The organism is Delftia sp. WSY_10 (genome assembly GCF_043104705.1).
Lineage (GTDB): Bacteria > Pseudomonadota > Gammaproteobacteria > Burkholderiales > Burkholderiaceae_C > Comamonas > Comamonas tsuruhatensis.
Window position 1 is genome coordinate 280,873 of sequence record NZ_JBICKY010000004.1, and the last position, 22,105, is coordinate 302,977.

20 protein-coding genes are annotated in these 22,105 nt (G+C 67.7%); 6 read left to right on the forward strand and 14 right to left on the reverse strand.

Features of this window, described 5'->3' with window-relative positions; genetic code table 11:
• Positions 1-67: 67 nt before the first annotated feature.
• The 3 genes from ACF8ML_RS01500 to rodA all read right to left on the reverse strand — a co-directional run bounded on the left by ACF8ML_RS01500 (position 68) and on the right by rodA (position 3,768).
• The gene (locus ACF8ML_RS01500; RefSeq protein WP_016448015.1) at positions 68-688 is read right to left on the reverse strand and encodes a hypothetical protein; all 621 of its coding nucleotides are present in this window, start codon (positions 686-688) and stop codon (positions 68-70) included.
• Positions 689-785: 97 nt separating this feature from the next.
• The gene (gene tldD / locus ACF8ML_RS01505; RefSeq protein WP_017404622.1) at positions 786-2,246 is read right to left on the reverse strand and encodes a metalloprotease TldD; all 1,461 of its coding nucleotides are present in this window, start codon (positions 2,244-2,246) and stop codon (positions 786-788) included.
• Positions 2,247-2,598: 352 nt separating this feature from the next.
• The gene (gene rodA / locus ACF8ML_RS01510; RefSeq protein ID WP_016448017.1) at positions 2,599-3,768 is read right to left on the reverse strand and encodes a rod shape-determining protein RodA; all 1,170 of its coding nucleotides are present in this window, start codon (positions 3,766-3,768) and stop codon (positions 2,599-2,601) included.
• 212 nt (positions 3,769-3,980) lie between these two features.
• Here rodA and ACF8ML_RS01515 point away from each other — a divergent pair, with 212 nt between their 5' ends.
• The 6 genes from ACF8ML_RS01515 to ruvC are packed head-to-tail and all read left to right on the forward strand — an operon-like array spanning position 3,981 to position 9,791.
• Positions 3,981-4,565: a YqiA/YcfP family alpha/beta fold hydrolase gene (locus tag ACF8ML_RS01515; RefSeq protein ID WP_016448018.1), complete on the forward strand. Its 585-nt coding sequence runs from the start codon at positions 3,981-3,983 to the stop codon at positions 4,563-4,565.
• Between the two features lie 55 nt (positions 4,566-4,620).
• On the forward strand, positions 4,621-6,687 hold the full coding sequence (locus ACF8ML_RS01520) for a ribonuclease catalytic domain-containing protein (RefSeq protein ID WP_016453136.1): 2,067 nt from the start codon (positions 4,621-4,623) through the stop codon (positions 6,685-6,687).
• Positions 6,688-6,735: 48 nt separating this feature from the next.
• A complete protein-coding gene (locus ACF8ML_RS01525; RefSeq protein ID WP_016448020.1) occupies positions 6,736-7,599 on the forward strand; it encodes an energy transducer TonB in 864 nt (287 codons plus the stop codon).
• Positions 7,600-7,640: 41 nt separating this feature from the next.
• Positions 7,641-8,501, forward strand: coding sequence for a shikimate dehydrogenase (gene aroE / locus ACF8ML_RS01530; RefSeq protein ID WP_017404620.1), 861 nt, complete (start codon positions 7,641-7,643; stop codon positions 8,499-8,501).
• A 7-nt stretch (positions 8,502-8,508) separates the two neighbouring features.
• Positions 8,509-9,225, forward strand: a complete 717-nt coding sequence (mtgA, locus tag ACF8ML_RS01535) for a monofunctional biosynthetic peptidoglycan transglycosylase (protein WP_016448022.1) — start codon at positions 8,509-8,511, stop codon at positions 9,223-9,225.
• A gap of 17 nt (positions 9,226-9,242) precedes the next feature.
• The gene (ruvC, locus tag ACF8ML_RS01540; RefSeq protein WP_016448023.1) at positions 9,243-9,791 is read left to right on the forward strand and encodes a crossover junction endodeoxyribonuclease RuvC; all 549 of its coding nucleotides are present in this window, start codon (positions 9,243-9,245) and stop codon (positions 9,789-9,791) included.
• Here ruvC and ACF8ML_RS01545 read toward each other — a convergent pair.
• The 11 genes from ACF8ML_RS01545 to murD all read right to left on the reverse strand — a co-directional run bounded on the left by ACF8ML_RS01545 (position 9,788) and on the right by murD (position 22,104).
• Entirely contained in the window at positions 9,788-10,576 is a 789-nt protein-coding gene (locus tag ACF8ML_RS01545; RefSeq protein WP_279493338.1) for an alpha/beta fold hydrolase, read from the reverse strand. The two genes, ruvC and ACF8ML_RS01545, sit on opposite strands and share 4 nt — an antisense overlap.
• 127 nt (positions 10,577-10,703) lie before the next feature.
• Positions 10,704-10,880 carry a hypothetical protein gene (locus ACF8ML_RS01550; protein ID WP_016448025.1) on the reverse strand — a complete coding sequence of 59 codons (177 nt, stop codon included), beginning with the start codon at positions 10,878-10,880 and terminating at the stop codon, positions 10,704-10,706.
• A 13-nt stretch (positions 10,881-10,893) separates the two neighbouring features.
• Positions 10,894-11,817, reverse strand: a complete 924-nt coding sequence (gene lpxC / locus ACF8ML_RS01555; RefSeq protein ID WP_012203406.1) for a UDP-3-O-acyl-N-acetylglucosamine deacetylase — start codon at positions 11,815-11,817, stop codon at positions 10,894-10,896.
• Between the two features lie 93 nt (positions 11,818-11,910).
• The gene (gene ftsZ / locus ACF8ML_RS01560) at positions 11,911-13,149 is read right to left on the reverse strand and encodes a cell division protein FtsZ (RefSeq protein WP_392406001.1); all 1,239 of its coding nucleotides are present in this window, start codon (positions 13,147-13,149) and stop codon (positions 11,911-11,913) included.
• A gap of 119 nt (positions 13,150-13,268) precedes the next feature.
• The gene (gene ftsA / locus ACF8ML_RS01565) at positions 13,269-14,498 is read right to left on the reverse strand and encodes a cell division protein FtsA (protein WP_012203404.1); all 1,230 of its coding nucleotides are present in this window, start codon (positions 14,496-14,498) and stop codon (positions 13,269-13,271) included.
• A gap of 84 nt (positions 14,499-14,582) precedes the next feature.
• Entirely contained in the window at positions 14,583-15,383 is an 801-nt protein-coding gene (locus ACF8ML_RS01570; protein ID WP_016448028.1) for a cell division protein FtsQ/DivIB, read from the reverse strand.
• Positions 15,380-16,357: a D-alanine--D-alanine ligase gene (locus ACF8ML_RS01575; protein ID WP_252653254.1), complete on the reverse strand. Its 978-nt coding sequence runs from the start codon at positions 16,355-16,357 to the stop codon at positions 15,380-15,382. The genes ACF8ML_RS01570 and ACF8ML_RS01575 overlap by 4 nt, the downstream gene beginning before the upstream one ends.
• The gene (murC, locus tag ACF8ML_RS01580; RefSeq protein ID WP_016453132.1) at positions 16,354-17,787 is read right to left on the reverse strand and encodes a UDP-N-acetylmuramate--L-alanine ligase; all 1,434 of its coding nucleotides are present in this window, start codon (positions 17,785-17,787) and stop codon (positions 16,354-16,356) included. Before murC ends, ACF8ML_RS01575 begins: the two co-directional genes overlap by 4 nt.
• Complete coding sequence (gene murG, locus ACF8ML_RS01585) at positions 17,784-18,875, reverse strand: undecaprenyldiphospho-muramoylpentapeptide beta-N-acetylglucosaminyltransferase (RefSeq protein WP_016448031.1); 1,092 nt, start codon at positions 18,873-18,875, stop codon at positions 17,784-17,786. The genes murC and murG overlap by 4 nt, the downstream gene beginning before the upstream one ends.
• Entirely contained in the window at positions 18,872-20,137 is a 1,266-nt protein-coding gene (gene ftsW, locus ACF8ML_RS01590) for a putative lipid II flippase FtsW (RefSeq protein WP_017404612.1), read from the reverse strand. The genes murG and ftsW overlap by 4 nt, the downstream gene beginning before the upstream one ends.
• A gap of 5 nt (positions 20,138-20,142) precedes the next feature.
• Entirely contained in the window at positions 20,143-22,104 is a 1,962-nt protein-coding gene (murD, locus tag ACF8ML_RS01595) for a UDP-N-acetylmuramoyl-L-alanine--D-glutamate ligase (protein ID WP_392406004.1), read from the reverse strand.
• Position 22,105 lies beyond the last annotated feature (1 nt).

Below are 22,105 nucleotides of genomic sequence, written 5' to 3' on the forward strand. Positions count from 1 at the left end.
TGCATTCACCTTTGAAAACGTGCAAACTCCAGAAAATGACGCTTCCGCGCATCGCGGCAGGCCCGCCTCAACGCCGCAGCAAGGAGTCGCGCAGCCTGCGCAGTGCTCGGCGCAGGGCGCTCCAGGGACGCCAGCGACGCGTCCGGTACCAAGGCTGCATTGCGGCGGCATCGAACCCGCCCGCCACAGCGGCGGATTCCGCAAACATGTCTATCAACAGGCATGCATCTCCCAGCAGGCGCCAGCCCAGACGCTCGCAGCGGCGGAAATGCTCGGGCTCCTGGGCATCGCCCACCAGCACGGACTGCTGCCAGGCGTGCACGACCTCCCTGAATCCCTTGAGCAGGCGCTGGTAGGCGGGAAATTCGTAGAGGGCGTGCCATACCGCCCCCAGCGTGGTGAGGAAGTGCTGGTGGTCCAGCACGGCCAGGTCGAGTTGCTGTATGGCCTCTTCCACGGCAGGGCGTGCACTGCCCGCATAGCGCACGCGCACGGCCTCGTCCAGCGCAACGGCCAACAAGGCCAGTTGCTGGTGCATGGGCTGCAGATCGCCCACGATCAACTCGTTCAGCCAGACGCGGTTCAGCCGCGACTCGCCGGCCCAGGTGCGCCAGTGTTCCGGCAGGCTGCGCAGGGGATGGGCAGAAGTCTGCAGGCCTGGCCGGGAAGGAAAGGAAAGCTGGGTCATGGAATCGGCGCCGGGCGGCGCCCACGGAGCGCGGCGGGCCGCGTCAGGCAGGACAGAGGACCCGCCCCCTGCCATGCAGGGCGCGGGCATGCGACGGTCAGGCCGTGCCGCCCACCGTCAGGCCGTCGATGCGCAGCGTAGGCTGACCCACGCCCACGGGCACGCTCTGGCCTTCCTTGCCGCAGGTACCCACACCGCTGTCCAGGCGCATGTCGTTGCCGATCATGGTGATGTGCTTGAGCGATTCCGGGCCGCTGCCCACGATGGTCGCGCCCTTGACGGGGTACTGGATCTTGCCGTTCTCGACCCAATAGGCCTCGCTGGCGGAGAACACGAACTTGCCGCTGGTGATGTCGACCTGACCGCCGCCGAAGTTGGTGGCGTACAGGCCCTTCTTGATCGAGGCCACGATTTCCTGCGGATCCTTGTCGCCACCTAGCATGTAGGTGTTGGTCATGCGCGGCATGGGGATGTGGGCATAGCTTTCGCGGCGGCCGTTGCCCGTGGGCTTGACGCCCATCAGGCGGGCGTTCATTGCGTCCTGGATGTAGCCCTTGAGGATGCCGTCCTCGATCAGCACATTGCTCTGGCTGGTGCAGCCCTCGTCATCGACGTTGAGCGAACCGCGGCGATCGGCCAGCGTGCCGTCGTCCAGCACGGTGACTCCCTTGGCCGCCACGCGCTGGCCGATGCGGCCGCTGAAGGCGCTGGCGCCCTTGCGGTTGAAGTCGCCTTCCAGGCCGTGGCCCACGGCTTCGTGCAGCAGCACGCCGGGCCAGCCGGGGCCAAGCACCACGGTCATTTCGCCTGCCGGCGCGGGGCGCGACTGCAGGTTGGTGAGGGCCGCGCTCACGGCTTCGTCCACATATTGCGTGATCTGCTCATCGCTGAAATAGGCCAGGCCAAAACGGCCACCGCCGCCGGCAGAGCCCACCTCACGCCGGCCCTTTTGCTCGGCGATCACGGTGACGGAAAGACGCACCAGCGGCCGCACATCGGCAGCCAACGTGCCATCGGCGCGGGCGACCAGCACCACGTCGTACTCGCTGGCCAGGCCGGCCATGACCTGGACGACACGCGGGTCCTTGGCGCGGGCCAGGGTTTCGACCTTGCCCAGCAGCTCGACCTTGGCCGTGCTGTCCAGCGTGGCAATGGGATCCAGCCCCGGATACAGCGAGCGGCTTTGCGCGATCTTGGACGCGTTGGCGCGCACGCGCTTGCTCTGAGCCGCGCCCGAGATGGAGCGCACGGTGCGTGCCGCATCCAGCAGGGAGGCTTCGGAAATATCGTCGGAATAGGCAAAGGCCGTCTTCTCGCCGCTGACCGCCCGCACGCCCACACCCTGGTCGATGCTGAAGCTGCCGGTTTTGACGATGCCCTCTTCCAGGCTCCAGCCTTCGGCGCGGGTGTACTGGAAGTAGAGGTCGGCGTCGTCGACCTGGTGGCTGCGGATCTCGGCCAGTGCGCGCGCGAGATGGGTTTCATCGAGCCCGAAGGGCTCAAGCAGCAACTGGCGCGCTGTGGCCAGGCGTTCAATGGTGGGTTCGCGGGAGATCATTCGCCCATTGTAGAGAGCCGGCCATGCCCTCGCCGTGCAACGGGGGCAGCCAACGGTTCATGGGCCTGCAAAAAAGAACGGAATGCCGCCCCACCAGGCTGAGCGGCATTCCGTAGGCATGCATCCGCGTGGATGGCGAACATGCTGGCCCATGTCCGCGCTTGCTTTGTAGCGCGCCTCGGCGTCCGTGGCAAGTGCACGGTCATCCCGCAGACGTTATGGAAACAGGAGCATGCCAGTCTCATGCAGGCTTGGCTTGCTCGCCAAATCATGGAGAGAAACGGAGCTTTCCGGCAGCAGGCATCCAGACTATTTGACATTTGCAGGCGCCTTGGGCGCCGCAAACTGGTGTTCAGAGCGGGCCGCCGCCCTCGCCCGGCAGTTGCCGCTGCGAACGCGCCACCGACATCAGCACCCCCAGCGCCAGCCCCAGCGTGACCATGGCCGTGCCGCCGTAGCTGATGAAGGGAAGCGGCACGCCGACCACGGGCAGGATGCCGCTGACCATGCCCATGTTCACGAAGGCATAGGTGAAGAAGATCATGGCCACGGCCGCCGCCATGAGCCGCGCGAACAGCGTGTTGGCCTGGATGGCGATGGCCAGCCCGCGCCAGACCAGCAGCAGGAAGGAGACGATGATGAACAGGTTGCCGACCAGGCCGAACTCCTCGGAATAGGCGGCGAAGATGAAGTCGGTCGTGCGCTCGGGGATGAACTCCAGGTGGGTTTGCGTGCCTGCCATGAATCCCTTGCCCCAGACGCCACCGGAGCCGATGGCGATCATGCCCTGGATGATGTGGAACCCCTTGCCCAGGGGGTCGCGCGTGGGGTCCAGCAGGGTGCAGACACGGGTCTGCTGGTATTCATGCAGCACGGGCCAGCGCACGCCGTCGGCGCACAGCTGGGGTTCGTACCAGACGATGAGGGTGATGCCGATCACACCGGCCAGCACGGGCGGAACGATGAGCTTCCAGGGCAGGCCCGCGAAGAAGATCACCGACAGGCCGGCCGCCATCACCAGCAGGGAGGTCCCCAGGTCGGGCTGCTTCATGATCAGCCCGACAGGCACCATGAGCAGCACCATGGCGATCACGAAGTCCGTGCCGCGCAGCTGGCCCTCGCGGCGCTGGAACCACCAGGCCAGCATCAGCGGCGTGGCGATCTTCAGCAGCTCGCTGGGCTGGATCACCACGCCCACGTTGACCCAGCGCTGAGCCCCCTTCTTGGTGATGCCGAACAGCGCCACCGCCACCAGCAGCGCCACGCCCAGCATGTACAGCGGCACGGCCACCTTCATGAGCTGCTGGGGGGGAATCTGGGCCACGACAAAGAGAATGGCCGCCGCGATCAGCATGTTGCGCCCGTGGTCGGTGAAGCGCGTGCCGTGGTCGAAGCCCGAGGAGTACATGGCGATCAGCCCCGCCGACGCCAGCATGCCCACGAACAGCAGCAACCAGAAGTCAAAGCCCCGCAGCAGCGGGGCAACACGTTGCCAGAGGGAGGGCTTGTCGAATTCGGTCACGGGGATGGTCGGTCGCGGGCACGGGCCGCCATTATCCCGTGGCGCATGCGGCCCAGCCCGGCGCAGGGTTGCCCACGGAGGCGGTTGTCATCCAGCTGTCGGCCCGGGCCTTCCCTGCTGGGCGCCGCCCGCCGCAGCGGCCACAATGGGCCATGAGCCGTCCGGGCCGCATCCGGCGCCCGGCCCCAGCAACGCAAAGGAGAGCGCCCGCCATGACCACCACCCATTTGCTGTATCTGCACGGCTTTCGCTCCTCACCCCAATCCACCAAGGCCCGGCGCATGGCCGAACATGTGGCCACGCGCCATCCCCATGTGCGCTGGTGGAGCCCGCAATTGCCGCCATCCCCGCGCGAGGCGGCCGCCCTGATTGCCGACGGCATAGGCAGCTGGCCGCGAGAGACCATGGCCGTGATCGGCTCCTCGCTGGGCGGCTACTACGCCAGCTGGGTGGCCCAGCTGGCGCGCTGCCGCAGCGTGATGATCAACCCGGCCGTGAACCCGGCGCGCGATCTTGAAAAGTACATTGGCGAGCAGACGTCCTGGCACAACCCCGAGGAACGCTTTTTCTTTCGCCGCGAGTACATGGAAGAGCTGCGCGCGCTGGACACGCGCTCCATGACACCGGCCGCGCCCGAGATGCTGCTGGCGGCCGAGGGCGACGAAGTTCTGGACTGGCGCGAGATGAGCGCGCGCTACCCGCATGCGCTGCAGATCATCCAGGAAGGCGGCGATCACGCGCTGAGCAACTTCGAGGAGTACCTGCCCCAGCTCGACGAGTTCCTGAATCTGGCCTGATGCCGCACACGCCTGCGCGGCAGCTGCCAGCCGCAGCGTGGGAGAATATCGGGCTATGCACGCATTGTTTGAAGAAGCCGGCAAGTTCCTGGCCGGCCGCATCCTCTCCGAAGCCGACACCTCCGCCCAGGTGGAACTGGACTCGGGCAAACGGGTCAAGGTCAAGTCCGCCAACATCCTGCTCAAGTTCGACAAGCCGGCGCCTGCCGAGCTGATCGCCCAGGGCCAGGCAATGGCCGCCGAGATCGATCTGGACCTGGCCTGGGAATTCGCCCCCGAGGAGGAATTCGGCTTCGCCGACCTGGCACGCGACTATTTCTCGGACAATGCCACGCTGGCCCAGCAGGCCGGCGCGCTGTTTCGCATCTACGAGGCGCCGCACTACTTTCGCCGCGCCGGCAAGGGCCGCTTCAAAAAGGCGCCGGCCGAAATCCTGCAGCAGGCGCTGGCCGGCATAGAGAAGAAAAAGCAGATCCAGGCCCAGATCACGGCCTGGGCCGAGCAGCTGGGCGCTGGCGAATGCCCCGGCCCCATCCGCGAACAGCTCTACAAGATCCTGTTCCGCCCCGACAAGAACGCCGCCGAATACAAGGCCGTGGTCGAGGCCAGCCGCGCCACGCGCCTGGCACCGCTGGATCTGCTGCACAGGGCCGGCGCCATTGAATCGGCCTACGAATTCCACTGGAAGCGCTTCCTCTTCGACCACTTCCCCAAGGGCACGCAATTTCCGCCACTGGAGGCGCCCCAGCCTCCGGCAGAGCTGCCGCTGGCCGATGTCCAGGCGTTTTCCATCGACGACTCGGCCACCACCGAGATCGACGACGCGCTGTCGGTGCGCGGCCTGGGCACGGGCACGGTCACCGTGGGCATCCACATCGCGGCCCCCGGCCTGGCCATCGTGCCGGGCACGCCGCTGGACCAGCTCGGCCGCTCGCGCCTGTCCACTGTCTACATGCCCGGCTACAAGATCACCATGCTGCCCAACGAGGTGGTGCAGATCTACACGCTGGACGAAGGCCGCGCCAACCCCGCCGTGTCGCTGTACGTCACCGTGGACGAGACCACGCTGGAAACCACGGCCAGCGAGACGCGCCTGGAACGCGTGCCCGTGCAGGTCAACTTCCGCCATGACAAGCTGGACCACATCGTCACCGAGCAGTGGCTGGCCGACCCGTCCATCGAGGTCGAGGGCACGCCCGAAGTGCTGCAGGGCAAGCGCGCCGAACTGACGTTCCTGCAGCGCTGGGCCAGGCACCTGAAGGCCGGGCGCGAACTGGTGCGAGGCAAGCCCGAGAACTTCAACCGTCCCGACTACAACTTCCGCCTGGTGGGCAACGGCAGCGCCGAGCCCCGCGGCAACGAGCAGGTCGAGATCACCGTGCGCAAGCGCGGCGCACCGCTGGACCTGATCGTGGCAGAGGCCGCCATCGTGGCCAACAGCACCTGGGGCGGCTGGATGGCCGATCTGGGCGTGCCCGGCATCTACCGCAGCCAGGCCAGCCTGGCCCCCGGCATCAAGGTGCGCATGTCCACCAAGGCGCTTCCCCATGCGGGCATCGGCGTCAAGAGCTATGCCTGGGCCACCTCGCCGCTGCGCCGCTATGTGGACCTGGTCAACCAGTGGCAGATCATTGCCTGCGCGCGCCACGGCAAGACCGCCGCACTGGCCGCGCCGTTCAAGCCCAAGGATGCCGAGCTGTTCGGCATCATCAGCAGCTTTGACGGCGCCTACAGCGCCTACAACGGCTACCAGGCAGGCATGGAGCGCTTCTGGACGCTCAAGTACCTGCAGCAGAACGCCATCACCGAGCTGACGGCCACCGTCATCAAGGAAGGCATGGGCGGCGGCCTGCTGGTGCGCGCCGACGACCTGCCGCTGGTCTTTCCCGTGCTGGGCGTCACCGGCCTGCCGCGCGGTGCCCATGTGCGCGTGCGCCTGGGCGAGATCGACGAGATCGCGCTCGATGTCTCGGGCACGCTGATCGAGCGCCTGGACAGCGACGCCGCCGCTGCCGACGATGGAGCGGAGGACGACGAGGAGGCCGTAGCCGGCCCCATCGCCATCGCCGTGGACATGAACGAGACCGACGGCACGCCCGCGGCCGATCCTGCCCAGCCCTGATCTGCCCGCGCCCCTGCCTCGCATCCAAGCCACTGCCTTAGATCTGACGTGAAACTGCCTACCGCCTTCCGTTCCCTGAGTACGCTGCAGTTGGCACTGGGTGTCTCCATTGCCCTGCATGCCGGGTTGCTCTCGTTCCGGTTCATCGATCCAGAACGCTTCGACCGCGTGTTCCAGGACACGCCGCTGGAAGTCATCCTGGTCAATGCCCGCGCCAACGAGCAGCCCGACAAGGCGCAGGCCATCGCGCAGACCTCGCTGGCCGGCGGCGGCGAAGCCGACAAGGGCCGGGCCTCCAGCCCCATGCCCTACTCGGCGCTCACCGCCGTGGGCGACGACTTCGAGGAACGCCAGCGCCAGATCGACTCCATGCAGGAGCAGCAGACCGTCTTGCTGACGCAGTTGCGCAAGCAGGTCGCGGCCCTGCCGCCGCTGGACCCGCGCGAGGCGGCAAAGCAGACCAAGGAGCAGCAGGCCCAGCAGGAAAAGCGCCAGCAGCTGGTCAAGCTGCTGGCCGAGATCGAAAAACGCATCAACGAAGAAAACGCCCGCCCCAAGAAGCGCTATATCAGCCCGTCCACGCGCGAGGCCGTCTACGCCATCTACTACGACGGCCTGCGCCGCAAGGTCGAGGACAAGGGCACGGAGAACTTTCCCGAGCAGGCCGGCAAGAAGCTCTATGGCGAGCTGGTCATGATCCTCACCGTCAACCACGACGGCCGCGTGCTGTCCACCGAGATCGTGCAGGGCTCGGGCAACCGCCTGCTGGACACCCGCGCCGAAGCCATCGCGCGTGCGGCCGGCCCCTTCGGCCACTTCGGCCCCGCCATGCGCGCCAAGGCCGACCAGATCGCCGTGGTCTCGCGCTTCAAGTTCACGCGTGAGCAGACGCTGCAGACCACGGTCCAGTAGCCCAGTAGCGCCCCGCCCTCTTCGCACTCCATTTTTTCGACATGACTTCCGTTGCCGCCACCTCCTCCGACCGCTACTGCGTCATGGGCAACCCCGTCGCGCACAGCCGTTCGCCCTGGATCCATGCCCGCTTTGCCGAACTGTGCGGGCAGGACCTGCACTACGAGCGCCAGCATGTGGAGCTGGATGGCTTTGCCGAGGCCGTGCGCGGCTTCGTCGCGGCAGGCGGACGCGGCTGCAATGTCACCGTGCCCTTCAAGCTGGAAGCCGCACAGCTGGCCACCACCTCCAGCGAGCGCGTGCAACTGGCCGGCGCCGCCAACACCCTGGTGCTGGCGGCGGACGGCATCCATGCCGACAACACCGACGGCCTGGGCCTGGTGGCCGACATCGTGCGCAATGCAGGCGTGCCGCTGGCCGGACGCGACCTGCTGCTGCTGGGCGCGGGTGGCGCCGCAGCCGGCGCACTGGGCTCGCTGCTTGCCGAGCGCCCGCGCCGCATCGCCGTGGTCAACCGCACCTTCGAGCGCGCCCAGGCCCTGGTGCAGCGCCATGCCGCCATTGCCGCGCAACATGGCGTGGAACTGGTGGCGCTGGAGCAGCAGGCCGTGGATGAGGATTTCGACGTGGTCATCAACGCCACCGCCAGCAGCCTGGCCGGTGCCGAGGTGCCCGTGCCGGCCCGCGTGCTGCGCCCTGGCAGCCTGGCCTACGACATGATGTACGGCCCCGCGGCTCAGGGCTTCATGCAGTGGGCCGAACAGCACGGCGCCACGGCCCGCGACGGGCTGGGCATGCTGGTGGAGCAGGCGGCCGAATCGTTTGCGCTGTGGCGCGGCGTGCGCCCGCCCTCGGCCCAGGTGCTGAACGAGCTGCGCGCCCATATTGCTCAAGGCGGCTGAGCGCTTCATGAAATCCCTGGCACGCGCCCTGCTGCTGGTGCTGTGCGCCGGCCTGCTGCTGCAGCTGTTCTTCGTGCTGCGCATTGCGCTGATGGTGGTGGTCGATCCCGAGTCCACAGCCTTCCAGCGCTCCGAAGCCTGGCAGATGCTGCGCAGCTCCGAAGGCCTGCACTGGAGCCAGCAATGGCTGCCCTATGACCGCATCGCGCCCACGCTCAAGCGCGCCGTCATTGCCTCCGAAGACGACAGCTTCACCGAACACCACGGGGTGCAATGGGAAGCCATCGAGAAAGCCTGGCAGCGCAACCAGCGCGCCGAAGCCCGGGCCATGAAGGCCGACAACGGCAAGGCGCCCAAGATCTATGGCGGCTCCACCATCACGCAGCAGCTGGCCAAGAACCTGCTGCTGTCGGGCGAACGCAGCCTGCTGCGCAAGGGGCAGGAACTGGTGCTGACCCAGCTGCTGGAACTGATGCTGAGCAAGCAGCGCATCCTGGAGATCTACCTCAACAGCGTGGAATGGGGCCAGGGCGTGTTCGGCGCCGAGGCGGCCGCTCGCCACTACTTTCGCAAGAGCGCCTCCCAGCTCAGCGCCGCCGAGGCCGCGCGCCTGGCCGTGATGCTGCCCCAGCCCAAGCGCTTCGAGAAGCTGCCCAACTCCGGCTATCTGCTGCAGCGCACGCGCACGGTCATGCAGAGAATGCCCAGCGCCGTCGTCCCCTGAACAGCTACATTCACCCCATGCGCATCCTTGGAATCGACCCCGGTCTGCAGACCACGGGATTCGGCGTGATCGACGTCGACGGCCACCGCCTGGCCTATGTGGCCAGCGGCACCATCCGCACCACGGGCATCGCGCTCGGCGACCTGCCGGGCCGGCTCAAGCTGCTGTTCGACGGCATCTCGGAAGTCGCCAGCCGCTACCAGCCCGACACCTCGGCCGTGGAAATCGTCTTCGTCAACGTCAATCCCCAATCCACCCTGCTGCTGGGCCAGGCACGCGGCGCCGCGCTCACGGCCCTGGTCAACGCCGGCCTGCCGGTGGCCGAGTACACGGCACTGCAGATGAAGAAGGCCATGACCGGCCATGGCCGCGCGGCCAAGAGCCAGATCCAGGAAATGGTGCGCCGCCTGCTGCAACTGCCCGGCCTGCCCGGCACCGATGCCGCCGACGCCCTGGGCCTGGCCATCACCCACGCCCATGCAGGCGCCGCCATGACGAAGATGGCCGAGGTCACGCAGCTGCAGCGCCGTCAGCATGCGGTCTACAAAGGTGGGCGCGTCTACTAGGACACCAGTGCTTGGCCACCCTGCTCGGCCCTGAGCCTGATCCATTGCGCGATCCGGGGGAACACATCGGATTGCGCGTTGCCGGCCATCAGCAACCTGCTGTGGCTGTAGTCTTCGACAAAACCGGCGGCCTTGCCACACAGCACGAACTCCACATCCGTCCCGCCGAAAGCGCTTGCCAGCGCTTCGCACCCCTGCCAGGGTGCAATCAGGCGGTCTCCAGCACCCGCCAGCGCCAGAACGGGAATACGCACCTGGGAGAGTGCCTGCAGGTAGTTCATGCCGTCATGTCCCACAAATCGGCGCTGGAGATTCCACTGACACCACTGGCGCATCAGTTGGCCGCTTTCCGCCTCGGGCCCCACCATGCGGTTGGCTGCCAGCCAGTTCCGGCGGCCTATCCACGCCAGGTAACCCCGGATCCTGGCCCAGGCCAGCGGTGTGGCGGCAGCATGGGTGGCCTGGGCGGCCAGCAGCACGACACCGGCCAGATGGTCCCGGGCCACATCGGGATTGCGAGCGGCCCAGATGGCTGCCGCAATGCCGCCCCCGCTGTGGCCTATCAGGGTCAAAGGCCGGCCCTGCTCCTCGCTGCGGATGGCCTCGATGGCACTGGCGATGTCATGCCTGGCCACGGCTTCCAGATCATGGCCATGGCCGCAGGCCGGGTTCCGTCCATGGCCGCGCCAGTCGAAGAGCCAAGTGCCGAATCCCTGCGCCGCCAGATACGCGCCGAGCCGGTCGCAGGATGCGGTGCCGGAGAAGGTGCCGTGCGTGATGGCCACGACAGGCCCCTGGACGCAGCCGCTGCGCACCAGCACAAGGGTGTGGCCGTCGCCGGCCCGGATCCGAATTTCCTTCATGGCGGCCCGGCAGTCTCCGCAATGGCGGCAGCGCAGCCCATTCAGGACCTCAGACGATGCGTCCAAAGAACAGCACGGCGAAGAAGGTCACGCCGGCAATCACGGTCCACTTGAGGATGATGAAGCCCCAGCGCTTGTAGCGGGGCTGGCCCGTGCCCAGGTAGAACGCAAAGGACACGGCTGACGCCAGCAGCAGCACGGTGGCCAGCCAGCGGAAGATCAGCATGGCGGCGCCCGCCTCACCAGGCCCGCGCGGGCTGGGCGAAGCCCTTGGGCGCCTGGCGCTCGCTGTCGAAGCTGACCAGTTCCCAGGCGTCGGGCTGGGCCAGCAGGGCACGCAGCAGCTGGTTGTTCATGCCGTGGCCCGAGCGGAAGGCGCTGTAGGCGGCCAGCAGGGGCCTGCCGATCAGGTACAGGTCGCCGATGGCGTCCAGGATCTTGTGCTTGGCGAACTCGTCGTCATAGCGCAGGCCGTCGCTGTTGAGCACCTTGTAGTCGTCCATGACGATGGCGTTGTCCATGCCGCCGCCCAGCGCCAGGCCGTGGCTGCGCAGCATTTCCACGTCCTTGGTGAAGCCGAAGGTGCGCGCGCGTGCGATGTCGCGCGTGTAGTTGTCCTCGCCCATGTCGAACTCCACGCACTGGCCGGTGGAGTCCACGGCAGGATGGGCGAAGTCGATCTCGAAGCGCAGCTTGAAGCCGTGATACGGGTCGAAGCGTGCCCACTTGAGGTTCTGGCCCTCGCCCTCGCGCACCTCGACGGGGCGGATGACGCGGATGAAGCGCTTGGGCGCCTTCTGCAGCTCGATGCCCGCGCTTTGCAGCAGGAATACGAAGGAGGCGGAGGAGCCGTCGAGGATGGGCACTTCCTCGGCGGTGATGTCTATGTAGATGTTGTCGAGCCCGAGGCCGGCGATGGCCGACATCAGGTGCTCCACGGTATGCACCTTGGCGCCGCCCGTGCCGATGGTCGAGGCCATGCGCGTGTCGGTGACGGCTTCGGCCGAGATCGGGATGTCCACGGGCTCCGGCAGGTCCACGCGACGGAACACGATGCCGGTGTCGGGCTGCGCGGGACGCAGCGTCAATTCGACGCGCTGGCCGCTGTGCAGACCCACGCCCACGGCACGGGTGATCGTCTTGATGGTGCGTTGTTGGAGCATCCGGCTATTTTAAAGTGCGGCAGCCGTGCGCAGGGCATGGCCCTGGCACGGCATTCGCTATCACAACCATGCAGCGACCGTATCGGCCGCTGCTCAGTCAGCCTGCTTGCGCAGGAAGGCCGGGATTTCCAGATCGTCCATGCCGCCGGAGGCCAGGGCATCGACGCGGGCAGCGGCCTGCGTGCGGTTGGTACGCCAGACGCTGGGCACCGACATGTTGTTGGCATAGTCGGCGCCGCCAGCGGCACCGCCGACCAGGCCGCCGGCTGCCGTTGCGGCACCCATGGAGGCCGAAGGCAGCTGGTAGCTCATGTTGTCGGTACCGGTGCGCAGGCCGCCCTGCACCACCTGCATGTTCTGGCGGCGTGTGCTGGGGCGCGACAGGCCGGTGGCCACCACGGTGACGCGGATTTCGTCACCCAGGCTGTCGTCGTAGGCAGCGCCGTAGATCACATGCGCATCGGGCGAGGCGTAGGCATTGATGGTGCTCATGGCCAGACGCGACTCGGACAGCTTGAGGCTGCCCTTGGCGGCCGTGACCAGCACCAGCACGCCCTTGGCGCCCGACAGGTCGATGCCCTCCAGCAGCGGGCAGGCCACGGCCTGCTCGGCAGCGATGCGCGCGCGGTCGGGGCCGGCGGCCTTGGCCGTGCCCATCATGGCCTTGCCGGGTTCGCCCATGACGGTGCGCACGTCTTCGAAGTCGACGTTCACATGGCCGTACTCGTTGATGATTTCGGCAATGCCGCCCACGGCGTTCTTGAGAACGTCGTTGGCATGGGCAAAGGCCTCGTCCTGCGAGATGTCGTCGCCCAGCACGTCCAGCAGCTTCTCGTTGAGCACGACGATCAGCGAATCGACGTTGGCTTCGAGTTCGCTCAGGCCGCTGTCGGCGTTGGCCATGCGTCGGCCGCCTTCCCACTCGAAGGGCTTGGTGACCACGCCCACGGTGAGGATGCCCATTTCCTTGGCCACGCGCGCGATCACGGGCGCAGCGCCCGTGCCCGTGCCGCCGCCCATGCCGGCCGTGATGAACAGCATGTGCGCGCCTTCGATGGCAGTGCGGATGTCGTCCTCGGCCAGCTCGGCGGCTTCGCGGCCCTTGTCGGGCTTGCTGCCCGCACCCAGGCCGCTGCCACCGAGCTGGATGGTGCGGTGGGCGCTGCTGCGCAGCAGCGCCTGCGCGTCGGTGTTGGCGCAGACGAACTCCACGCCCTGCACGTTGCGCGCAATCATGTGCTCGACGGCATTGCCGCCGCCGCCGCCAACGCCGATCACCTTGATCTGCGTACCCTGGTTGAATTCTTCAACTTCAATCATGTCGATGGGCATGTTGGTTCTCCTGTAGCTCTCTGTAAGTGGTCACCACCGTCTGGGGAAAATTCTGTCTTCTGTCCGGTATTCGGAAGCCGGTGGGCGGGCCGGTAATGCGCAGTCGATGAAAGCACATATCAAAAGTTCCCCACGATGAAGTCTTTGAAACGGCCAAAAGCGGTCTTCATCGACCCACTCTTTTGTGCCACCTTGAAACCGCGCAGGCGAGCCAGGCGGGCCTCTTCGAGCAATCCCATAACGGTGGCGGCGCGGGGTTGAGCCACCATGTCAGCCAATGCGCTCGAATACTTGGGGATGCCGCGGCGCACGGGCTTGAGGAAGATGTCCTCGCCCAGTTCCACCATGCCCGGCATGACGGCGCTGCCGCCGGTCAGCACGATGCCCGAGGACAGCACTTCCTCGTAGCCTGAATCGCGCACCACCTGCTGCACCAAAGAAAAGATCTCTTCCACGCGCGGCTCGATCACGCCGGCCAGCGCCTGCTTGCTGATCATGCGCGGGCTGCGGTCGCCCAGGCCCGGCACTTCGACCTGGGCGTCGGGGTCGGCCAGCAGCTGCTTGGCATAGCCGCTTTCGACCTTGATGTCCTCGGCGTCCTTGGTGGGCGTGCGCAGCGCCATGGCGATGTCGCTGGTGATCAGGTCGCCCGCGATGGGAATCACGGCCGTGTGCCGGATGGCGCCGCCCGTGAAGATGGCCACGTCGGTGGCGCCCGCGCCGATATCGACCACGGCCACGCCCAGCTCGCGCTCGTCATCGGTGAGCACGGCCTGGCTCGATGCCAGCGGGTTGAGCAGCAGCTGCTCGACCTCCAGGCCGCAGCGGCGCACGCACTTGATGATGTTCTCGGCCGCGCTCTGCGCGCCCGTGACGATGTGGATCTTGGCCTCCAGGCGGATGCCGCTCATGCCGATGGGCTCGCGCACTTCCTGGCCGTCGATCACGAATTCCTGCGGCTCGACCAGCAGCAGCCGCTGGTCCGAGGAGATGTTGATGGCCTTGGCCGTCTCCATCACCCGCGCCACGTCGGTGGCCGTGACTTCCTTGTCCTTGATGGCCACCATGCCGCTGGAGTTCAGGCCGCGGATGTGGCTGCCGGTGATGCCGGTGCACACGCGCTGGATCTTGCAGTCGGCCATCAGCTCGGCCTCCTTCAGCGCCTGCTGGATGCTCTGCACCGTGGCGTCGATGTTGACCACCACGCCACGCTTGAGTCCGTTGCTCGGGGCCACGCCGAGGCCTGCGAGCTTGAGTTCGCCGTTGTACAGGACCTCGGCGACCACGACCATGACCTTGGCCGTGCCGATGTCCAGTCCGACGATCACATCTTTGTATTCTCTTGCCATATCAGCATCCGCCCCCGGTTGGTTCTGTCCTGTCGCTGTGTCGCTGCTTGGTGTGCATGTACATAGGTCTGTCCTCCCTCGTCTTCAGCGTCGGGGACGCACTGCAGCCGGCGCCTTGGCCGTGCCGGTGGTCACACCGCGCAGCCTCAGCGCATATCCGTCTTCGTAGCGCAGGTCGGCCGACTCGATGGCGTCGGCCTTGCGCTTGTATTGGGTCGTGATCTGGGGCAGCGTGCGCACGAAGCGCTGCACGCGCTGCAGCACGGCCTCCACGCTGCCGCCACCCAGTTCGATCTGTGCGTCGTTGGCCAGCCTGAGCTGCCAGCTGCCGCGCGCATTGAGCGTCAGCCCGTCGATCTCCACATCCAGCGGCCCCAGCGCCGGCACCAGCAGCCGGTACATCTGCAGCATCTGCGGGGCGCTGTCCTCGGGGCCCTGCAGGCGCGGCAGGCCGTCGCGGTCCAGCTCGCCCAGGTTGGCCTCGAAGACCTCGCCGAAGCTGTTGACCAGGCCGGTGCCCGAATCAGGCCCCCAGAAGGCCTCGGCCACATGCTCGTGCAGGATGACGCGCAGGCTGTTGGGATAGTCGCGGCGCACCTGCGCCTCCCGCACCCAGGGCACCTGCTCGAACGCCGCCTTGGCGGCCTTGAGATCCACGGTGAAGAAGTTGCCCGTGAGCACCGGCGCCACATTGGCGCGCAGCGTCACCGCGTTGTTGTGCACCAGCTCGCCCTCGACCACGATGCGGCCGATATTGAAGGCCGGATGGCGCAGCGCCCACCAGCTCACCGCTGCCAGCCCCAGCGCAGCCACGCCCACGAACAGGACCGTGGCGGTCACGTTCATGAGCTTGACGTCGAAGGGGGCCGGCAGGGAGTAGCTCATGCGTGCTCCTGCTCCGGTTGCGCGTCCAGCGCGGCGTTGGCCAGGATGCCCAGGCACAGGTTTTCGTAGCTCACGCCGATGGCGCGGGCCGACATGGGCACCAGCGAGTGGCCCGTCATGCCCGGCGAGGTGTTGATCTCCAGCAGGAAGGGCTTGCGGTCGCTGCCGCGGATCATGATGTCGGCGCGCGACCAGCCGCGGCAGCCCAGCGTGCGGAAGGCCCGCACGACGATGCGCCGGATCTCGGCCTCTTCCTCGGCAGGCAGGCCGCTGGGGCAGTGGTACTGGGTGTCGTCGGTGAAGTACTTGTTCTGGTAGTCGTAGTTGCCTTCGGGCGCGACGATGCGGATCACGGGCAGGGCGTGGGCGCCCTCGCCGGTTCCGAGCACGGGGCAGGTGGTCTCGTCGCCTTCGATGAACTCTTCGCAGAGCACTTCGGGGTCGTACCGGGAGGCCAGCACATAGGCCTGCTCACATTCCTCGGCTGTCCAGACCTTGGTCAGGCCGATGGTCGAGCCCTCGCGCGAGGGCTTGACGATCATGGGCGCGCCCAGCGCCTGCAGCGCGGCGCGGGTCTCGTCGGCGCTGGCGACCAGCCGCCAGTCGGGTGTGGGCAGACCCTCGAAGCGCCAGATGCGCTTGGTCATGATCTTGTCCATGGCGATGCTGGAGGCCATCACGCCGGGGCCCGTGTACGGGATGCCCAGCAGCTCCAGCGCGCCCTGCACCGTGCCGTCCTCACCGTAGCGGCCATGCAGCGCGATGAAGCAGCGGTCGAAACCGTCCTTCTTCAACTCGCCCAGGTCCCGCTCGGCGGGGTCGAAGGCATGGGCATCCACGCCCTGCGACAGCAGGGCCTTGAGCACGCCCGTGCCCGACATCAGCGAGACCTCGCGCTCGGCCGAGCGGCCGCCCAACAGCACGGCCACCTTGCCCAGGGCCTTGACATCGATCTGGGTGCCGAAGCTGCTCATTGCGCAGCTCCCTGCTGCGCCTGCAGCTCTTGTTTCTGAAGCATTTCAACCAACTTTCCGGGCACGGCGCCAATCGAGCCGGCCCCCATGCACAACAGCACGTCGCCATCGCGGGCGTGGGCGGCCAGGGCCGCCGGCAGCTCGGCAACGTCTTCCACAAAGACCGGCTCGACCCGGCCGGCCACGCGCAGGGCGCGCGCCAACGAGCGGCCATCGGCCGCCACCACCGGCGCCTCGCCGGCCGCATAGACCTCGGTCAGCAGCACGGCATCGGCCAGGCCGATGACCTTGACGAAATCCTCGAAGCAATCGCGCGTGCGGCTGTAGCGGTGCGGCTGGAAGGCCAGCACCAGGCGGCGGCCCGGGAAGGCGCCGCGCGCAGCAGCCAGCGTGGCCGCCATCTCGACAGGGTGGTGCCCGTAGTCGTCGATGACGGTGAAGATGCCACCGTCCGCTGCAGGGAGTTCGCCATAGCGCTGGAAGCGCCGGCCCACGCCCTTGAAGCTTTCGAAGGCGCGCAGCAGCGCCTCGTCGGCAATCTCCAGCTCCATGGCGACGGCCACGGCCGACAGCGCGTTGAGCACGTTGTGCTCGCCCGGCAGGCTCAGCACCACGTCCAGGTCGGGATAGCTTTGGCCGTTGCTGCGGCGCACCGTGAAATGCATGCGGCCGGCCTCGGCGCGCACGTTGAGGGCGCGCACCTGGGCGTCCTCGGCAAAGCCGTAGGTGGTCACGGGGCGGGCCACCTGGGACAGGATCTCGCGCACGGCCGGGCTGTCCACGCAGACGATGGCGCGGCCGTAGAACGGCATGCGGTGCAGGAAGTCGACGAAGGCGCCCTTGAGCCGGCCGAAGTCATGGCCGTAGGTTTCCATGTGGTCGGCGTCGATGTTGGTGACGACGGCCATCACGGGCAGCAGGTTCAGGAAGGAGGCGTCGGACTCGTCCGCCTCGACCACGATGTAGTCGCCCTGGCCCAGCTTGGCGTTGGCGCCCGCGCTGTTGAGCTTGCCGCCGATGACGAAGGTCGGGTCCAGCCCGGCCTCGGCCAGCACGCTGGTCACCAGGCTGGTGGTCGTGGTCTTGCCGTGGGCTCCTGCGATGGCGATGCCCTGCTTGAAGCGCATCAGCTCGGCCAGCATGAGTGCACGCGGCACGACGGGGATCTTGTGCGTGCGCGCAGCGACCACCTCGGGGTTGTCGGACTGCACGGCGGTGGAGGTGACGACGGCGTCAGCCCCCTCGATGTTCGCGGCCGCATGGCCGACGTGGGTGGCAATGCCCAGGCCTGCGAGCCGGCGCAGCGTGGCGCTGTCGGACAGGTCCGAGCCCGAGACGGCGTAACCCAGGTTGTGCAGCACCTCGGCGATGCCGCTCATTCCGGCGCCGCCGATGCCGACAAAATGGATGTGATGAATGGCGTGCTTCATGCGGCCAGTTCCTCACAGGCGGCGACCACCTCGGCGGTGGCTTCGGTCTTTTGCATTTTCTTGGCTTTTCCAGCGCGCTCCAGCAGCGTCGCACGCTGCATATTTTGTAGCATTTCGGCCAGGCTTTGGGCAGTCAGTGCGCTTTGTTGCATCAACCATCCACCACCGGCATCGACCAGGAAACGCGCGTTCGCGGTCTGGTGGTCGTCCACGGCGGCCGGGAAAGGCACATAGATGGCGGCTGCGCCCACGGCCGCGATCTCGGTGACCGTGCTGGCACCGGCGCGGCAGACGATGACATCGGCCTCGGCAAAGGCGCGCGCCGTATCGTCGATGAAGGGCGTCAGCTCGGCCTGCACGCCTGCCGCCGCGTAGTTGGCGCGCAGGGCGTCGATCTGTGCGGCGCCGCTTTGGTGGAGCACGACGGGGCGCACATCGGCCGGAATCAGGGCCAGCGCCTGCGGCACGATCTCGTTGAGCGCCTTGGCGCCCAGGCTGCCGCCCACCACCAGCAGGCGCAGCGGTCCGCTGCGGCCCGCAAAGCGCTGCTCGGGCGCGGGCTGCTCGGTGAAGGCCTGGCGCAAGGGGTTGCCGACCCAGCGGCCCTTGGGGAACACGTTGGGGAAGGCGGTGAAGATGCGGTGGGAGACGCTGGCCAGCACCTTGTTGGCCATGCCGGCCACGGAGTTCTGCTCATGCAGCACCAGGGGCTTGCCGGCCAGCACGGCCATCATTCCACCGGGGAAGCTGATGTAGCCGCCCAGGCCCACGACCACGTCGGGCTTGACGCGGCGCACCACGGCCAGCGCCTGCCAGAAGGCACGCAGCAGGCGCATGGGCAAAAAGGCCAGGGTCATGATGCCCTTGCCGCGCACGCCCGAGAACTCGATGGTCTCCAGCGGGAAGCCCTGGGCCGGCACGATGCGCGACTCCATGGAGCCGGGGGCGCCCAGCCAGCGCACGTTCCAGCCGCGCTCGCGCAGCGCCTGGGCCACGGCCAGGCCCGGGAAGATATGGCCGCCCGTGCCGCCGGCCATGATCAGGGCCGTGCGCTGGCGTTGCGTGCCTTGAGAGGTGGACTGCGTCATGCATGCCCTCCCTTCATCAGCAACTTGTTCTCGTAGTCCACCCTTAACACCACCGCTATCGCTATCAGATTCATGAGGATGGCCGACCCGCCGAAGCTCATCAGGGGCAGCGTCAGTCCCTTGGTCGGCAGCGCGCCCAGGTTCACGCCCATGTTGATGAAGGCCTGGAAGCCCATCCAGATCGCAATGCCCTCGGCCACCAGGCCGGAGAACACCCGGTCCAGCGCAATGGCCTGCCGCCCTATGAGCATGATGCGGCGCGTGAGCCACAGGAAGGTGACGGCGATCAGGAGCACGCCGACCAGGCCGAATTCCTCGCCGATCACGGCCAGCAGAAAGTCGGTGTGCGCCTCGGGCAGCCAGTGCAGCTTTTCGACGCTGCGGCCCAGGCCCACGCCGAAGATCTCGCCGCGCCCGATGGCGATCAACGCATGCGACAGCTGGTAGCCCTTGCCCAGGGCATGCTTTTCATCCCAGGGATTGAGGTAGGCAAAGATGCGCTCGCGCCGCCATTCGGAGGTGGCGATGATGAGCACGAAGGCCAGCACCACCAGGGCCGCGATCAGGAAGAACATGCGCGCGTTCACGCCGCCCAGGAACAGGATGCCCATGGCGATCACCACGATCACCATGAAGGCGCCCATGTCGGGCTCGGCCAGCAGCAGCACCCCGACCAGCACCACGGCCAGCCCCATGGGCAGCACGGCGCGGAAGAAGCGCTCCTTGACCTCCATCTTGCGCACCATGTAGTCGGCCGCATAGATGAGCACGGCGAACTTGGCCAGCTCGGACGGCTGGAAGTTCATGATGCCCAGGGACAGCCAGCGCCGCGCGCCGTTGACCACGGTGCCCACGTGCGGGATCAGCACGGCCACCAGCAGGACCAGGGACACCAGGAAGAGCTTGCGCGCCATGCGCTCCCAGGTGGCCATGGACACCTGGAAGGCCAGCAGCGCGCCGACGAAGGCCATGCCTATGGACATGGCATGGCGCATCAGGAAATGGGTGGGCGCGATCTTGCCGAAGCGCGGATTGTCCGGCATGGCGATCGATGCCGAATACACCATGACCAGGCTCCAGGCCAGCAGGCCTATGACCACCCAGATCAGGGCCTGGTCCAGGCCGAGCACGCTGGCCGGCGTCTGCGTGGGCCGGTGGTACTGGGGACCGCCCAGGCGCACGGGCAGCACGTCGATGGCCTTTTCCTGCGCGCCTCCGAACCAGGAGCGCATGCGGCCCAGGGCCTGGTTCATGGCGTTCATCGCGCTCATGAAGCACCTCCGAGTTCATGCCCGGCATCCAGCGCCAGCGCGCGCACGGCATCGACGAACTGGTGGGCCCGGTCCTCGTAGTTGCGGAACATGTCCAGGCTGGCGCAGGCGGGCGACAGCAGCACGGCGTCGCCTTCATGGGCGCGCGAGGCGGCCAGCTCCACGGCATCGGCCATGGTGGTGGCATCGACCAGGGGCACGCCGCAGTCCTGCAGCGCAGCGCGGATGCGGCCCGCGTCGCGGCCGATCAGCACGGCGGCGCGCACGTGGCGCGACACGGGTGCGGCCAGCGGAGAGAAATCCTGGCCCTTGCCGTCACCGCCCAGGATGACCACGATGCGGTGGTCAGGCCCCAGGCCCGACAGCGCGGCCACGGTGGCGCCCACGTTCGTGCCCTTGCTGTCGTCGTAGTACTCCACGCCGTTGACGCGGCCGATGGGCTGGACGCGGTGAGGCTCGCCCCGGTACTCGCGCAGGCCGTAGAGCAGGGGCGCCAGCGTGCAGCCGCCCGCGCTGGCCAGGGCCAGGGCGGACAGGGCATTGATGGCGTTGTGCCGGCCGCGGATGCGCAGCGCGTCGGCGGGCATCAGGCGCTGGATGTACAGGTCTTCGGCGTTCTTGCCCTTGGCGGTTTCGTCGGCCTCATGGGCGCGCACCAGCCACGTCATGCCGCTGACCACTTCCAGACCGAAGTCGCCGGGGCGGCGCGGCATGTCGCCGCCGAAGGTGATGTGGGCGCGCTGCTGAGGCTTTTGGCGCTTGCCCGGCGGCACCACGGGTGCCGGCAGCATGCGCATGACCTCGGGGTCCTCGCGGTTGAGCACCATGATGCCGCTGCTGCCGAAGATACAGGCCTTGGCATCGGCATAGGCGCGCAGGCTGCCGTGCCAGTCCAGGTGGTCCTGGGTGATATTGAGGACGGCGGCGGCCGTGGGCTCGAACATCTGCACGCCATCGAGCTGGAAGCTGGACAGCTCCAGCACCCAGGCCTGGGGCAGCGTTTCGGCATCGATGGCCTGGGTCAGCGTGTCCAGCAGCGTGGGGCCGATATTGCCCGCCACCGCCACGCGCAGGCCGGCATGCTCCAGCAGTTGGCCGGTCAGCGAGGTGACCGTGGTCTTGCCATTGGTTCCGGTAATGCCCAGCACGGTGGGACGGTAGCCATGGGCTGCGGCCAGGGCCTTGAGCGCCATGGCGAAGAGATCGAGTTCGCCGCCCACGGGCAGGCCCTGGGCCCGGGCCGTGTCGACCACGGGCGCCACGGCGGCCGGGCTCAGGCCGGGCGAGCGGTAGACCAGCCCCAGGCTCTGGCCGTCCACCAGCTGGGCCGTGAAATCTCCGGGCACGAAGCGCGCCTGGGGCAGTTCGGCGGACAGCTGTTGCAGCTGGGGCGGCGCCTGCCGCGTATCGGCCACGATGACTTCGGCGCCGCAGCGCACGCACCAGCGCGCCATGGCCAGGCCCGAGGCGCCCAGGCCCAGGATGAGCACGCGCTGGCCCTGCAGGTGCTGGGCCTGCTCGCCGGGCCAGCCGGCAGCCACGGGTGGCAGTACCTGTTCGGCTTCAACCGCCTCTTCGGTGGCGACCGGGGTGACCTCGGCGTCGGAGGAATCCGAGATGCTGGGGTCGGCAAAGATCTGGGCCACGAAGGCAGCGGCATCCCTGGCTGCCGTCAGCGTGGAGATGTCGGGCACAGGCTCGGTCATCGCCGCAGGGGCCGGGGCTGCCTCAAGCCCAAGCGCCTGCGAAGGCTCCGCAGCCAGCGGCTGCTCTGCGCCTTCCAGAGCCGCAGCCGGCGAATCGTCCAGGACCGGATCCGCGACCGGCTCGTCCGCCCGCTCGCCGGCAGACTCCGAGGCAAAGTCGGCCCCCTTGGCCAGTTCGGCATGCAGCGCCGGGACAGCGGGCTCGCCAGCCGGCAGCGCAGGAGGTTCGGTCTTGAAGTCTTCGGTGTTCATG